We start from the raw sequence: 14,876 nt of genomic DNA on the forward strand, positions 1-14,876 counted from the left end.
CACGGCACCGCGGGGATGTGGAGGATAACCCCATCGCCGAGGCGGCCCGACGTTTCATAGGCTGAAACCAGAAGTTCGACGAGCAGTGAATGGACGTGCCAGCGATGACGGCGACCAGCGAGATTCCCGCACTCAGCGCAGACCCCGCAAACCGCCCTGCCGCGCCCTCCCCCGGCGTCCCCACCTCGTCCCTGGAATCGCTCGCGCCGACCGACGGTCGGCACACGGACGTTCCCGGCAACCGCTCCTTCGTCATCACCTGGCTGTTGTCGATGCTCTTCGGCGTCCTCGGTCTTGACCGGTTCTACACCGGCCGGTACCTCACGGGCGCGCTCAAGCTGCTCAGCCTCGGCGGGTTGGGGATCTGGTGGATCATCGATCTCGGCATCGTTCTGGCCGGCGGTCTGCGCTATGGGCGGGCTCCGCTGCGCGGCTACGCTCAGGACAAGGAGATCGCGTGGATCGCCACCGGTTTCACCCTCATCGTCGCCTATTCGATGCAGGTCGACGAGCTGGTCACGGCGCTGCTGAGCTCCCTGTTCTGACGCATTACCCACGCCTGTTCCGATGCGCTTCGCCGACTGTTCACAACCGTCTCAGGTCTGCCTTTCCTGAAATCTGCGTCTCCCGGGTCTAGGCTCGAAGTCAGAACAGTTCAAGGAGGCACAATGAAACGGCAATTCCCCATTGTCAGGATGGTCACCGGTGACTCGGCAGGCAAACAGATCGCGGGGGCGGCGGCGGCCGCCTCGGCGCTCGGGTTCGGCGCACTCGCCGCATGGGATCTCACGCAGAAGAAGCACTCGATCCTGCGCAACTATCCGATCGCCGGGCACGCCCGATTCCTGCTGGAGTCGATCCGGCCGGAGATCCAGCAGTACTTCATCGAACGCAACTGGGACGGTCGCCCATTCAGCCGCGACACTCGCACCACCATCTACGAACGGGCCAAGGGCACCCACTCCGAGCACGCGTTCGGCACCGAGCGCGATGTCGACCGTGCCGGCTACGAGTCGCTCATGCACTCGAATATGCCGATCCCCAATCCGCCGCGTCCGCCGCGAGTGCGCATCGGCGGTGACGACTGCACTCAGCCCTACGACATCTCGCTGCTCAATGTCTCGGCAATGAGCTTCGGTTCGCTGAGCAACAACGCCATCCGTGCCCTGAACAAAGGAGCGGCACTGGGCGGATTCGCCCACGACACCGGTGAGGGATCGATCTCGCCGTATCACCGTGAGCACGGCGGCGACCTCATCTGGGAACTCGGCACCGGATACTTCGGCGCCCGCACCCCGGAAGGACAGTTCTCCCCCGAGGTCTTCGCCGAGAAGGCTCGGGACCCCCAGGTGAAGATGGTCTCGCTCAAACTCTCTCAGGGAGCGAAGCCGGGCATCGGCGGTGTGCTGCCCGGGGCCAAGGTGACCGAGGAGATCGCGGAGATCCGCGGCATCCCCGTCGGCCAGACGTGCATCAGCCCGCCCGGACACACGGTGTTCTCGACCCCGATCGAGCTGCTCGTGTTCATCCGGCAGATGCGTGAGCTCTCCGGCGGCAAGCCCGCCGGCTTCAAACTGTGCATCGGTTCGCGCACGGAGTTCCTCTCGATCGTCAAGGCCATGGTGGAGACGAACATCCTGCCGGACTTCATCATCGTCGACGGCTCCGAAGGCGGCACCGGTGCGGCACCGCTGGAGTTCGAGGACAATGTCGGTCTGCCGCTGACCCAGGGGCTGATGATCGTGCACAACGCGCTCGTCGGCGCGGGGCTGCGGAAGAAGATCAGGGTCGGCGCCTCGGGCAAGATCGCCACCGGCACCGATATCGTCAAACGCCTCATCCAGGGTGCGGACTTCACGAATTCGGCCCGCGCCATGATGATGGCCGTCGGCTGCATCCAGGCCCAGGTCTGCCACACGGGCAAATGTCCCGTCGGCGTCGCCACTCAGGATCCGCGGCGAGCCCGCGCCATCGACGTGCCCACCAAGGCCGAACGGGTGCGCAACTATCACGACGGAGTCGTCGCCGAGGCGGTCCGGCTCATGGCGTCGATGGGTGCGGCCGCACCGGATGAGCTCGAACCGACGATGCTGCGTCGCAATGTCTCGGCCTCCGAGTCCTGGTCCTATGCCCGCCTCTACGACTGGCTGAAGCCCGGCGAACTCCTCGACGACACCCCCTCGGAGTGGGCCGACGACTGGTCCACGGCTCGCGCCGACACATTCTCGATCCCCCGCGGACACAGCCGCTGATCCGCCGAGGCGGTCACTCGGCTCCGGCCTCCCCAGCTACCGGACGCGTGACGCTGAACTGACCATTCGGCTCCGGCCGCACGGCCGGTCACTCGGCTCCGCCGATTGACGTCGACCATTCGGTTCCAAGCGCCTTGTCGACTTCGCCGATCCTCCGAAAGGAACTCGATGACCACCCTTGTCCTTCTCCACTCGGCTCTGGGACGGACGTCCGGAATGGATGCCGTCGCCGAACGCTTCGCACTGGCCGGGTATGCCGTCCACACTCCCGACGTCTACGCGGGCAGAACCTTCGACACCGCCGAAGCGGGAGTCGCCCACTCCCAGGAGGTCGGGTTCTCGAGCCTCGTGGATCGGATGAAGGAGGAGTGCGAGGATCTCGGCGACGACCTCGTCTTCGGCGGGTTGTCGCTGGGAGCCGCGCTCGCGCAGCAGATGGGCAAAAGCGATCCGCGCGCTCGCGGCGTCCTGCTCTTCCACGGCGGCGGATTCCCGAAGCCGACGCGCTGGCAGGCCGGTGTGCCGGTGCAGGCGCATTTCGCCGTCGACGACTCGTGGCGCAGCCCGGGCACGATCGAGACCCTGATGGAATCCGCTGCGAGGGCCGGCGCGCAGGCAGAGTACTTCCTCTACCCGGGCAACACCCATCTGTTCAGCGACCCGACGACCCCGGATTACCGCGAAGACAGCGCCGAACTCCTCTTTGAGCGGGCCCTGGCCTTCCTCGACCGCTTCTGAGGTCCTCCACTCACCATCGGGGTCGTCCTCGCTGGCCGGCCTCCTCGCGGTGGAAGCGCCCAGCGCTCACGTCAGCGCCGAGCGCTCATGCTGCCGTCGACCGATCACCTCAGCACTCCACCTCCTTGCCGACCGCTCGAGTCAGCGCCGAGCGCTCGACGCATACCTTGATACAGCGGCGTTGAGTCGAGCGGTCGGCGAAATCAGTCCCTTGCAGATGAGAGCTGACCACCCTCATATGCATTCGTTTGATTCCATTTGCTGAATTTTCTTGCCATTTGACTTCCATGAAGGCACAGTGTTGTCATGGTGACCGTCTTCAGCACCAAGAGACTTCGCAGCCTCGGCTTCGCGCACAAGGACATCGTCAAGGCTCTGCAGTGCTGTCTGCAGAGGGTCCGACGTGGCCAATTCGTCCTCACCTGGTCTTGTGATCAGCAGGCTCACGCCGTGCTGCAGGACGTACACTCGGCATCCTCGACCTCGTACCCACAGGTCTTCGGTGACATCCGAGACGCATCCGAGAACCTCAAGTCCCTGATCCGGTCGTACGCTGATGACCGGCTGCCCGACGCAGTCTTCTCCCATGTGTCAGCGGCCTTGTTACATGGTCTCGATCCACCGTTCCCCGCAGTCGACAAGTGCGAGATGATCCGGCCCGGAACTCGCCGGAGCAGCGACACTCTCCACATTCGTGATCGGCACCTGCCTCCAAGCGACGTCGGTTCGATCGGAGGACTCCCCGTCACGACATTGCTCAGGACTCTCGTGGACATTGCTCGCGAATACGACCCCGAGTTCTCGGTCCCATTGCTCTCGGACGCACTTCGCCGGCGGCTGGTCACCAAAGCAGCACTGCGAACCGCCCTTCCACCGGCCCACCGAGGCTGTCGCACCGCCGCTCTTGCCATCAGCCTCGCGGATGCGAACCACGAGTCGGCCGCAGAATCGATCACTGCCGTCAAGTTCTATCGCTTCGACATCACCGGAATGATCCCCCAGGTCGAGACCTGCGACGCGGCTGGAAATCTCCTCGGCCGCAACGACTTCCGCCATGAGAAGTACGGACTGATCGTCGAATGCCACGGTGTCGGAAAGTATTTCATGGGGCGCAACAGCCCCGATGAGGCCAGCAAGAAGAACCATGAACGGCACATGAAGCTGCTCAACGCGGGGTTCCGCATCGTCAATCTCGTCTGGGCGGACCTGTTCCGACCCCATGAGTTCATCAAGATCAAAGCTGAGCTGGACACGCTGGCGAAGAATGAACTCAACCAGCACGGCAAATGACCACGGCTTCTCCGCCGACCGCTCATCTCAGCGTCGCTGTATCAAGTTATACGCCGCGCGCTCGACGCGGAGTCGAGCGGTCGGCGAGCTGAGTTGGTTCGCTCTACGTTGCGGCGGGACCGGTCACCCCATGACGAGGCCGTTGTCGACGATGAGATTCTGGCCGGTCACCGCACGCGAAGCGGGAGAGGCGAAGAACACCACCGCCGAGGCGAAGTCCTCCGGAGTCGTCACCCGTCGCAGAGCGCTGGCGGCGGCGATCTGGTCGAAGACCGCTTCGGGTGTCGCCGAGGAGGCGTCCGTGGTGCGCAGCAGTCCGCCGGAGACCATGTTCACCCGCACCCCGGCCGGGCCGAGATCCTTCGCGAACGTCCTCGTCAGCGACAGCAGCGCCGCCTTGCCGGCCGTGTAGTCGTGGTACGGCACGACCGGATGCTGGAACAGGTTGGTGCCGATGTTGATGACGCGGCCGGAACCGAGCTCGCGGAAGCCGTGCATCGCGGCCTGGATCGTGTTGACCGCACCTTCGACCGAACCGCGGAACTGGTCGGCGAAATCCGAATAGTCGATCTCGTCGGCCGGCTGGCGCTCATCGCCGTTGAACGAGAAGTCGGCGAGGGCGTTGTTGACGACAGTGGATACCGGAGCTCCGAACTCGGCTGCCGCGGTCTCGAACATGGCGTCGACGGCGCGGGAGTCGGTGACGTCGGCCTCGATGGCCACGGCGCGCCCACCGCGAGCGCGGACCGCCTCGGCGAGCTCTTCCGCGGCCTCGGCCGAATACCGGTAGTTGATGACCAGCGCCGCACCCTCCGGCGCGAAGGCCTTCGCGATCGCGGCGCCCAGGCCGCGTCCGGATCCGGTGACAAGCACGACCTGCTCGTCGAGAGGCAGGGCCTCGGAGGTGAATGCCTGGGGGTTGCTCATCGCGTGTCTCCTTCGGACGTCGGTGGGCGGATCCTGACCCCACCATACCCAGGAACCGCATACGCCAGGACGGAGCTGCGCCAGCACGGAGTCATGCGCGAAGGCGATGTTCGCATCCCCTTCAGCACGGAGCCGATCGCTCCGAGCCGCGCGCATATGCGCCGCGAAACGTGCTCTGAGCGGCATGAGTCCATAGACTGACAAGAAGACCACCGTTGTCCATCCCCAGGAAGTCACCCTTATGAACGAGCTCGGCGCCGGCATCTCCATCGGAGTCCTCGCGGCTCTCGTCGTCTTCGTCATCTACTTCATCGGAGCGAAGCTCGGACGATGGCAGCCCCGGAATCCCAACGGCGGAGCCGGTGCTCAGGACGGCTACCCGCAGGCACAGTATGGTCAGAACCCCTACGGCCAGTCCGGCTACTCCCAGTCCGGTCGCCCGTGGAGCAGCGAGGATGAGACCCGTGTGCTTCCCAACAACGCACAGGGCTACGACGCCCAAGGCTACGACGACGTCGACGCCGATCAGCCGCGGGCCACGAAGAGAGAACTCGCCGCCAACATCCAGTACTCGGGCCAGATGATCGAAGCGAACCGGCGGGCCGCGACCTCCTCCAACGGTGACACCCTCGCGGTGTTCACCTACATCTTCGGCGCCGCGCTCATCGCCGTCGTCGCCTTCGTGTTCTTCAACAACCTCCTGCTCCCGGCCACCATCGGTGCCCTGACCGGAGCGATCATCTGCGTGGCGCTGTCGGCGACCTACACGCTCAAATCGCTGGACTTCTGGCCCGACAATGCGACGATCACCATCATCAACCTCCTCGTGGCCCTGGCGGCCTCGATCTTCATGTACATCGGTGCCGTGCAGACCCAGCGCGATGGCACGAGCCTGAACTCCATCACCGACTCCTTCGCCCCGCTTCCCTTCAGCGAAGGGTTCTCCGGGTTCGCCATGGCCATCGGAGATCGGGTCGTGACGTTCTTCAAGGACTTCGGCTTCCTCGGCTTCGTGTTCCTGCTGTTCATGGGCATCGGCTGCATCATCGTGTTCACCCTGGCCGCGAAGTCGCTCGTCGACGTCATGGACTGGCGGATCTTCGCCCAGTTCGGCCACAACGTCACCGACCGCCCGATGTCGTATTCGCGTGCCGTGCGCTTTCAGACCTCGAAGGTCTCGCACACCGTGACCTCGCTCGTTCTCGCCGTCATCGCCGTGCTCGCGGCCACAGGATTGCTCTATGACGGCTTCACCTGGTTCACACGCTGAGGAACATCTCAGAAACCGGGCGGTAAGATAGGTCCGGAATTCCCCGTCGTGACGCGTCACGCGCGCGCCTCTGCGGCCGATATCGACACCGACGAACGACCCGAAAAGGGATGAGTTACTCAATTGGCGAATGGCAACGCAACATTCCGGCACTCGAACGTGGCCCTGCTCGGCCTGACCGAGACCCTGGCCCCGAACGAAGTGACCTCCCAGGAATTCGACGACCGCCTCGCCGATACGCTGTCATCGCTCAAACTGCCGCAGGGTCTGCTCCGACGAGTCGCCGGCGTGTACGCCCGCCGCAACTGGGATGAGCCCCATCAGTTCGCCGCGGGTGCGATCACGGCCGGAAAGAAGGCCCTCGCCGAGGCGGGGGTCCCTCCCGATTCCATCGGACTGATGGTCAACACCTCCGTGACCCGTGAGCACCTGGAACCGTCCGTGGCCGTCGGCGTCCACGCCGGCATCGGGCTCGGCCCGCAGGCGATGAACTTCGACATCGCCAACGCCTGCCTGGGATTCGTCAATGGGATGACCCTGGCCGCGAACATGATCGACGCCGGGCAGATCGAATACGCCCTCATCGTCGCCGGCGAAGACGCCTCCCGCGTCCAAGACGCGACGCTGCGCCGCCTCAACCGTCCGGAGATCACCCGCGAGGAGTACCTCAACGAATTCGCGTCCCTGACCCTGGGTTCCGGCGCTGCCGCGGCCGTCCTCGGGCCGGCCGACAAGCATCCGGAGGGCCACCGCATCCTCGGCGGGATCACCCGTGCGGCCACCCAGCATCACGAACTGTGCGTCGGCGACCACAACGGCATGTTCACCGACACGAAGGGGCTGCTCTCCGGCGGCATGGAACTCGTCGTCGCCGCGTGGGAGGAAGCCCACGAGACCGGGTGGGACTGGCGGGAGATGGACCGCTACGTCATGCATCAGGTCTCCGATGTGCACACGAATTCGATCACAAGGGCCGCGAACCTCGACCCCGACCGGATCCCGGTGACCTACCCGGAGCTGGGCAACGTCGGCCCCGCCTCACTGCCCATCACCCTGTCCCGTGAGGCCGAGAACCTCAGACCCGGCGACCGCATCCTGTGCATGGGCGTCGGATCCGGCCTCAACACCGCCATGACCGAGATCGAGTGGTAGAGACCTTCATGAGATTTCCTGCACGGCCGGCCACGATTCCCCCGCAGCTGCCCGAGTGGGACCGCGCCTGGTCCCGGATCGTCGAGGCGAGAACCTCCGACGGGACGCATGCGTTCCATGTGCTCGACACGCTGCCCGCCCTGACCGCGGCCGGTGTGAAGCCTGCGGGCACGATCGTCGCCCTCCACGGCAACCCCACCTGGTCGTACCTGTGGCGTCGGCTGGCCAGCGCCACCATCGCCGCCGCTCTGTCGGGCGGACGAGCCTGGCGGCTCATCGCCCCCGACCAGCTCGAAATGGGCTTCTCCGAACGGCTCGCCCACTCTTCCATGCCGGCCCCGAAGTCCGCCGAGGTCCGTCGCATCGCCGATCGCCTCAATGATTTCGATGCGGTCGTCTCCAACCTGTTCGCCGAGGTGGCCGCCACCGGATCCGCCACCCACCCGATCGTGACGATCGGTCACGACTGGGGCGGAGTCCTCTCTCTCGGTTGGGCCGCCCGAAATACCGACAGGGTGTCCGCGGCGATCAGCCTCAATACGGCCGTCCACCAGCCCGAGGACGCCCCGGTGCCCGCGCCGCTGCGTGCGACCTTGGCCGGGCCCATGCTGCCTGCGGCCACCGTGCTCACCGACGGGTTCCTGCGCGCGACTTTGGGACTCGGCGATCTCGCTGCCGAAACCAAGGACGCCTTCCGCGCCCCGTACCGCACACCTGCAGACCGGTGGGCGATCGGCAACTTCGTCGCCGACATCCCCGTCGACGACACGCATGCCTCCGATCCCGAGCTCCAGCGCATCGGCCGGGACATCGCCGCCTTCGGCAAACCGGCGCTGCTCGTCTGGGGCCCGAAGGACCCGGTGTTCCTCGAACGCTATCTGCGGGACCTGCGCCGGCGCCTGCCGCAGGCCGATGTGCATCGGTTCGAAACGGCGTCCCACCTCGTCAGCGAAGATCACGATGTGGCCGGACTCGTCCTCGACTGGCTGGACGCGCAGTTCGATACACCCACCACTGCGAACACCCCCACCGAGGCGGCCCCTGCGGAGGGATTGTCCGCGCGGTCGGGCACAGCCGCGTCGGCGAGGAGATCGGCGTCCGATATCGCGGATGACTCCGCCGCCGGCGACGGATCCGCGGATGTCCGCTCGGTCACGGCGATCCTCGATGCCCGCCGTGACGACGAGGCGATCGCCTCGGTGGACTTCGCGCAGAACCCGGCGCAGCAGATCAGCTGGCGGCACCTGTGGCACGTGACGACGTCGATCGCGAACGGCCTCCTTGACCTCGGCGTGAAGCCCGGGGACCGGGTGTCCATGCTCGTGCCTCCGGGCAACAATCTCACCGCCGCCCTCTATGCGTGCCTGAAGATCGGTGCGGTCGCCGTCGTCGCCGATGCCGGACTCGGCCCGAAGGGAATGACTCGGGCGATCACCTCGGCCGATCCGCAGTGGATCGTCGGCGAGCTGCCCGGACTCACTCTGGCGCGGGCCTTCGGCTGGCCGGGACGACGCATCTCCGTGCGTCCGCTCGGACCTGTGCGCTCGCGGATGTTCAAGGCGGAGACGAGCCTGACGGAACTCTCCCGCACCCCGCACCGGGCCGAGCTGCCGACCCCGTCACCGGATGCCGATGCGGCGATCCTCTTCACCTCCGGGTCGACAGGACCGGCGAAGGGCGTGCGCTATACGCATGCGGACATCTCCGCGCTGGCGGCCGTGCTGACCAGGACCTTCAATGTCACCGAAGGCACCGGTCTGGTGGCTGGGTTCCCACCGTTCGCCCTGTTGGGACCGGCCATCGGGGCCACCTCGGTGACACCGGACATGTCGGTGACGAAACCGAAGACGCTCACGGCCGCTGCGATCGCCGATGCGATCATCGCCGGACGGGCCACCATGGTCTTCGCCTCCCCTGCCGCATACACGAATGTCGCCGCGACCGCCGGCGAGCTCGACGACCAGCAGCGGGCAGCGTGTGCGGGGGTCGAACTCGTGCTCTCGGCGGGTGCGCCCGTGCCGCTGGACCTCATGGATGCCATCGCCGAGGTATTCCCGAACGCCTCCATCCACTCCCCCTACGGCATGACCGAGGGACTGCTGCTCACCGACATCGACCGCGACGGGGTGGCCGAAGCCGATGCCACCGGTGGTCTCGGGGTCTGCGTGGGGCAGCCGATCGACGGCGTCGAACTCGCCCTGGCCCCCATCGATGAGTCGGGACGTTCGGCCGATGAGCTGCTGCAGGGCGCGGCCGTACAGGGCCGCCTCGGCGAATTCGTCGTCAGCGCCGCCCATATCAAGTCCGGCTACGACAACCTGTGGCGCACCACTGCGGCTTCGGCGCGTGATGATCTGCACGGTCTGACCTGGCACCGGACGAACGACATCGGCCATATCGATGACGCCGGTCGGGTGTGGCTCGAAGGACGACTGCAGCATGTCGTCACGACGCCACGTGGGCCGGTCGGACCCGGTGGTCTCGAGGCGCTCATCGACGCCGACGCACAGGTCAGCCGCAGCTCCGTCGTCGGAATCGGACCCGTCGGCACTCAGGCTCTCGTGGCGGTGCTCGACGCCGAGGGCACCTCGCTCGCACCGGGTCTTGCGCCCTTGGACCTGACGGAACGTCTGCGGGAGACGGTCGCCGAGGCTGGCGGTCATGATCTGGCTGCGGTGCTCGTGGCGCCCGAATTCCCCACCGACATCCGCCACAATTCGAAGATCGACCGTTCCCGCCTCGCCGCCTGGGCCGACAGCGTCCTTGCCGGTGGGCCGGTGCGTGGAAGCGTCTGAGGAGTTGAAGTGAGAATCACCGTCACCGGAGCCTCCGGACTGCTCGGTTCGTCCGTCGCTCGTGAGCTCGTCACCGCTGGTCACGAGGTCACGACCCTGCAGCGTCGCCCCTCTGGGGTCGACGGCGCCACCGATGTGGTGGGGTCGGTGACCGATGCGGCTGCCGTTGAGAAGGCGGTCACCGGCGCCGAGGCGGTCGTGCATTTGGCCGCGAAGGTCTCCATGATGGGTGACCCCAAGGAATTCGAGGCCGTGAACATCGGCGGCACCCGCACTCTCGTCGATGCGGCTCGGGCCGCCGGCGTACAGCGCCTGGTCCATATCTCATCGCCGTCGGTGGCCCATACCGGTGAGTCGATCATCGGCGACGGCGCCGAACCCGCGTCTCCGGAGTTCGCTCGCGGTGAGTATGCGCGGACGAAGGGCGCCGGTGAGCGGATCGCCCTGGGCGCCGACTCGCCTGACTTCCGAGTGCTCGTCCTGCGTCCCCACCTCATGTGGGGACCGGGAGACACTCAGCTCACGGAGCGGGTCATCGATCGCGCCCGTGCGGGGCGGATGCCGGTGCTCGGATCGGGCGCGGCGCTGGTCGACACGCTCTTCGTCGACAATGCCGTCGAGGCGATCGTCGCAGCGGTGACCGCGGTCGATTCCACTCATGGTGAGGCGCTGGTGGTGACGAACGGTCAGCCGCGACCCATCGGCGAGCTGATGTCACGCATCGCAATCGCCGGCGGTGCGTCGGAGCCGAAGCTGCGCATTCCGGTGTCGCCGGCGCTGGCGGCCGGAACCGTGGTCGAGAAGGTGTGGGAACTCGGAGAGCACGACGACGAACCGCCGTTGACCAGGTTCCTCGCCGAACAGCTGTCGACCGCGCATTGGTTCGATCAGCGGCGGACGCAGGAAGTTCTCGACTGGACTCCCCGCGTCAGCATCGAAGAGGGTATGCGGATCCTCGCCGCACACTACGCCTGAGCGGGTTCGCCAGCAGAGTTCGACTGTTCAGCTCCGGCAGCGACGCGGGCCAGTAACGGCTCAGGCCAGCTGCGGCTTAAGTCAACTGCGGCTCAGAGCCGGTACTGGTTGTTTTCCTCGGCTGAGGGACCCTTGCGTTCCGGAGCCTCAGCATCAACGGCGTCGTCATCGGCGGCCTCTTGTCCGGCCGTGTCGGCGGACTCGTCGGCCTCGTCCGGCAGCTTGCCGGAGAGCGCGTCGGCCGACATTCCGGGCTCGCCGGTCGGAGGTGCCTCGAGCGAGGATCCGCTGGCGGATTCGTCGTATTCCTCCGGGTCGAGCGTCACTGGGTCATCGGCCGGCCCTTCGGGATCCGGGTTGGAAGCCGGAACGGACCCGCTGTCGCTGACACCGTCCTGATTCAGCGACGGAGCCGCGGACTCGTCATCGTTCGTCGCGTCGCCGCTATCGGCCTGCGGTGCCTCGGCGACATCGGCCTGCGGGGCGGCGGTGGGTCGGGCGGGGAACGACGGCGGCATCGGCGGAGGTGGCGGCAGTTCGGACGAATCCCCTGTCTGGACGGTCGGCTTCTCAGCGGGCCGAGAGGGTTCATCAGCGTCAGCGCCGGTGTCTCCGGCTTCGGTGTCACCGCCGGCGTGGGCCTTGGCGGCGTCGGTGTCGCCCGGCTGTGCGGATTCGGCGGAGTCTGTCGGCTCTGCGGGTGCGGCCGGCTCCGCGGTCTTCACGACCACTGCGGGCTTCGCTGACTCGGCGGGTCGTTCCTCATCCGTCGAGGCCTCGTCACCTTCGGCTCCGTCGGATTCCAGGGAGGAATCTGACTCATTGTTCTGCTCGGCTGCATCGTCAGCCGCTTCGCCCTCTGAGACCTCCCCCTCGGGAGGAGACGCTGCGGCGGACTCACCGCCTGCTCCTTCTTCCTCGGCGGTTACCTCCTCTGCATCGGCACCCTCGAAGCGAGACATCTCCGCGTCGGCGCCCTCGGTGGAAGCCGCCTGAGCATCGGCACCCTCGGTGGGGGCCGCCTCAGCGGTGTCCGTCTCATCCGACGAGGTCGCCTCGGCGGACTGGGCGGTCGATCCCGGCAGGGCACCGTCGATGCCTTCGAGGCTCACTCCCGCCTCGGCGGCGAGTCGGGCACGTCGGTCGGCACGTGCCTGAGCGCGCTCCTCTTCGCTTTGCTGAGCCTTCGCCAGCTCGCCCTTGGGCTGAGTCGGGCGGACGACCTCCCAGATGAGGAGGACGATGAGCATCGTGACGCCGACGGTCGCGCCCATGAGGATCGAGCCCAATGGCCGCGACATCGAGAAGAAGTCGAAGAGGGCGTTCAGGCCGAACATGACGGCCAGGCCGAGGATCAGTGCAACCAGGAATCTCATAACCCCATTGTGCCCTCTCCTGGTCCGAGTGCAGGGAAATGGGTCCACTTTCGTGCCGCACCGATCCTTCTCAGCCCCGCGGCACCTCACGCGCAGGACGAAGAATCCGGGCCCCACCTCGGCGAGATTCTGTGCCGTGGGTCACAATGGGGATATGGATACGCAACCCGACACCGCCGCCCCCAGCTACGACGACGTCGTCGCCCGCATCGCCGCCGATGCCGACGGATTCTGGCTCGAGCAGGCCAGGAACCGCATCGACTGGATCACCGAACCGACGAAGGCCGTCGACAATTCGAATGCGCCGATCTATCGCTGGTTCCCCGACGGCGAACTCAACGTCTGCTACAACGCGATCGACCGACATGTCGAGGGCGGCCGCGGCGACCAGGCCGCCATCATCTACGATTCGCCCGTCACCGACACCGTCCGTTCGATCACCTACGCCGAACTGCTCGATGAGGTCTCCCGCTTCGCCCGCGCCCTGGCCGACAAGGGCGTGGCCAAGGGCGATCGCGTCGTCATCTACATGCCGATGATCCCCGAGGCAGCCGTGGCCATGCTCGCCTGCGCCCGCCTCGGCGCGATCCATTCGGTCGTCTTCGGCGGCTTCGCCCCGAACGAGCTCGCCGTGCGCATCGACGACACGGCACCGAAGGCCGTCATCTCCACCTCCTGCGGGGTCGAGAAGAGCCGAGTCCTCGAATACAAGCCGATGCTCGATGAGGCGATCGAGATCGCTGCGAACAAACCGGACTTCACCGTCATCGTCCAGCGCGACGAACATCGCTGCGAACTCGGCGAGAACGACCTCGACTACGCCGAGCTGCTCGACCAGACGCCCGAGGGCATCGATCCGGTGACCGTCAGGGCCACCGACGAGCTCTACGTCCTCTACACCTCGGGCACCACCGGCAAACCGAAGGGAATCGTCCGCGACTCCGGCGGCTACGCGGTGGCCGGCGCGTTCTCGATGCCGACCGTCTTCGGGCTGAATCTGGGCGACACGATGTTCACCGCCTCCGATGTCGGCTGGGTCGTCGGGCACACCTACATCGTCTACGCACCCCTGCTCGCCGGCGTCACCTCGGTGCTCTACGAGGGCAAACCCGTGGGCACACCCGATGCCGGAGCCTTCTTCCGCGCCATCGAGCAGCACAAGGTCAACGTCCACTTCACCGCCCCGACCGCCATGCGCGTGGTGCGCAAGGAGGACCCGAACGGCGAGCTGATGAAGAAGTACGATCTGTCGAGTCTGCGTGCGGAATTCCTCGCCGGCGAGCGCCTCGATCCTGACACGTATGAGTGGACGACGACAATCCTCGCCGAGGCGACCGGACGCGACGTCCCCGTCGTCGACAATTGGTGGCAGACGGAGACCGGCTGGCCGATCACGGCGAATCCGCTGGGACTGACCCGGTTCCCGCTCAAGGCGGGGTCCTCGACGAAGCCGAATCCCGGCTTCCACGTCGAGGTCGTCGACCCCGGCGGTCAGCCCGTTCGCGCTGGGGAGGAAGGACTCATCGTCATCCGGCTGCCGCTGCCTCCGGGCACCATGGCCACGGTGTGGGGTGACGACGAGCGGTTCATCTCCTCCTACCTCGCTGCCTTCGACGGCTATTACCTCACCGGCGATTCCGGCTATCTCGATGAGGAGGGGTACGTCTTCGTCATGGGTCGCACCGACGATGTCATCAACGTCGCCGGCCACCGCCTGTCCACCGGAATCATCGAGGCGGTCGTCGCCTCCCATCCAGCCGTAGCCGAGGCCGCTGTCATCGGCGTCCACGATGACGTGAAGGGGCAGATCCCACGTGCGCTGGTCGTGCTCGGGGATTCCGCCGAGGCGGCCGATCCGGACACCGTCATCGACGAACTCGTGGCGCTCGTCCGCAGGGAGATCGGGCCCGTCGCCGCGTTCAAACGCGTCGACATCGTCGCGGGTCTGCCGAAGACCCGTTCGGGCAAGATCCTGCGCAAGACGATGCGCCAGATCGCCGATGGCGTCGACGATCCGGCAGTGCCGTCGACGATCGAGGATCGCAGCGTGCTCGATGACATCGGGGCGGTGCTCTCCCGCGGCTGAGCGGTCTCAGGCTTC

Annotated in this window: 11 protein-coding genes; 9 read left to right on the plus strand and 2 right to left on the minus strand. The window is 66.4% G+C overall.

What is annotated here, in order from left to right; all coding sequences use genetic code 11:
- Positions 1-104 precede the first annotated feature (104 nt).
- From BLIN9172_RS06690 to BLIN9172_RS06705, 4 genes are all read left to right on the plus strand, one after another.
- Entirely contained in the window at positions 105-545 is a 441-nt protein-coding gene (locus BLIN9172_RS06690) for a TM2 domain-containing protein (protein WP_164742849.1), read from the plus strand.
- A gap of 123 nt (positions 546-668) precedes the next feature.
- Positions 669-2,252, plus strand: coding sequence for an FMN-binding glutamate synthase family protein (locus BLIN9172_RS06695; RefSeq protein ID WP_101554363.1), 1,584 nt, complete (start codon positions 669-671; stop codon positions 2,250-2,252).
- 168 nt (positions 2,253-2,420) lie between these two features.
- Positions 2,421-2,990 carry a dienelactone hydrolase family protein gene (locus BLIN9172_RS06700; protein ID WP_101554364.1) on the plus strand — a complete coding sequence of 190 codons (570 nt, stop codon included), beginning with the start codon at positions 2,421-2,423 and terminating at the stop codon, positions 2,988-2,990.
- A gap of 306 nt (positions 2,991-3,296) precedes the next feature.
- Positions 3,297-4,280 carry a hypothetical protein gene (locus BLIN9172_RS06705; protein WP_240811997.1) on the plus strand — a complete coding sequence of 328 codons (984 nt, stop codon included), beginning with the start codon at positions 3,297-3,299 and terminating at the stop codon, positions 4,278-4,280.
- 123 nt (positions 4,281-4,403) lie between these two features.
- Here BLIN9172_RS06705 and BLIN9172_RS06710 read toward each other — a convergent pair whose 3' ends face one another.
- Positions 4,404-5,207, minus strand: coding sequence for a 3-oxoacyl-ACP reductase (locus BLIN9172_RS06710; protein ID WP_127365052.1), 804 nt, complete (start codon positions 5,205-5,207; stop codon positions 4,404-4,406).
- A 241-nt stretch (positions 5,208-5,448) separates the two neighbouring features.
- Between BLIN9172_RS06710 and BLIN9172_RS06715 the strand changes: the two genes are divergently transcribed.
- The 4 genes from BLIN9172_RS06715 (at position 5,449) to BLIN9172_RS06730 (ending at position 11,399) form a co-directional block, all read left to right on the plus strand.
- Positions 5,449-6,477, plus strand: coding sequence for a hypothetical protein (locus tag BLIN9172_RS06715; protein WP_101554365.1), 1,029 nt, complete (start codon positions 5,449-5,451; stop codon positions 6,475-6,477).
- Between the two features lie 123 nt (positions 6,478-6,600).
- Positions 6,601-7,629: a 3-oxoacyl-ACP synthase III gene (locus BLIN9172_RS06720; RefSeq protein ID WP_101554366.1), complete on the plus strand. Its 1,029-nt coding sequence runs from the start codon at positions 6,601-6,603 to the stop codon at positions 7,627-7,629.
- Between the two features lie 8 nt (positions 7,630-7,637).
- A complete protein-coding gene (locus BLIN9172_RS06725; RefSeq protein WP_101554457.1) occupies positions 7,638-10,424 on the plus strand; it encodes an alpha/beta fold hydrolase in 2,787 nt (928 codons plus the stop codon).
- A gap of 9 nt (positions 10,425-10,433) precedes the next feature.
- Complete coding sequence (locus tag BLIN9172_RS06730) at positions 10,434-11,399, plus strand: NAD-dependent epimerase/dehydratase family protein (RefSeq protein WP_101554367.1); 966 nt, start codon at positions 10,434-10,436, stop codon at positions 11,397-11,399.
- A 92-nt stretch (positions 11,400-11,491) separates the two neighbouring features.
- Here the strand turns inward: BLIN9172_RS06730 and BLIN9172_RS06735 are convergent, their stop codons facing one another.
- Positions 11,492-12,775 (minus strand): hypothetical protein, encoded by a 1,284-nt coding sequence (locus tag BLIN9172_RS06735; protein ID WP_101554368.1) that lies wholly within the window; start codon positions 12,773-12,775, stop codon positions 11,492-11,494.
- A gap of 154 nt (positions 12,776-12,929) precedes the next feature.
- Between BLIN9172_RS06735 and BLIN9172_RS06740 the strand changes: the two genes are divergently transcribed.
- On the plus strand, positions 12,930-14,861 hold the full coding sequence (locus BLIN9172_RS06740; protein ID WP_101554369.1) for an acetate--CoA ligase: 1,932 nt from the start codon (positions 12,930-12,932) through the stop codon (positions 14,859-14,861).
- The last annotated feature ends 15 nt before the right edge of the window (positions 14,862-14,876 follow it).

The organism is Brevibacterium linens ATCC 9172, from assembly GCF_900169165.1.
GTDB classification, from domain to species: Bacteria; Actinomycetota; Actinomycetes; order Actinomycetales; family Brevibacteriaceae; genus Brevibacterium; species Brevibacterium linens.

What these genes read in the sequence shown, in the direction of transcription:
- BLIN9172_RS06690 (WP_164742849.1), top strand. Translation starts at nt 105, where the DNA reads ATGACGGCGACCAGCGAGATTCCCGCACTCAGCGCAGACCCCGCAAAC.
- BLIN9172_RS06695 (WP_101554363.1), top strand. Translation starts at nt 669, where the DNA reads ATGAAACGGCAATTCCCCATTGTCAGGATGGTCACCGGTGACTCGGCA.
- BLIN9172_RS06700 (WP_101554364.1), top strand. Translation starts at nt 2,421, where the DNA reads ATGACCACCCTTGTCCTTCTCCACTCGGCTCTGGGACGGACGTCCGGA.
- BLIN9172_RS06705 (WP_240811997.1), top strand. Translation starts at nt 3,297, where the DNA reads ATGGTGACCGTCTTCAGCACCAAGAGACTTCGCAGCCTCGGCTTCGCG.
- BLIN9172_RS06710 (WP_127365052.1), bottom strand. Translation starts at nt 5,207, where the DNA reads ATGAGCAACCCCCAGGCATTCACCTCCGAGGCCCTGCCTCTCGACGAG.
- BLIN9172_RS06715 (WP_101554365.1), top strand. Translation starts at nt 5,449, where the DNA reads ATGAACGAGCTCGGCGCCGGCATCTCCATCGGAGTCCTCGCGGCTCTC.
- BLIN9172_RS06725 (WP_101554457.1), top strand. Translation starts at nt 7,638, where the DNA reads ATGAGATTTCCTGCACGGCCGGCCACGATTCCCCCGCAGCTGCCCGAG.
- BLIN9172_RS06735 (WP_101554368.1), bottom strand. Translation starts at nt 12,775, where the DNA reads ATGAGATTCCTGGTTGCACTGATCCTCGGCCTGGCCGTCATGTTCGGC.
- BLIN9172_RS06740 (WP_101554369.1), top strand. Translation starts at nt 12,930, where the DNA reads ATGGATACGCAACCCGACACCGCCGCCCCCAGCTACGACGACGTCGTC.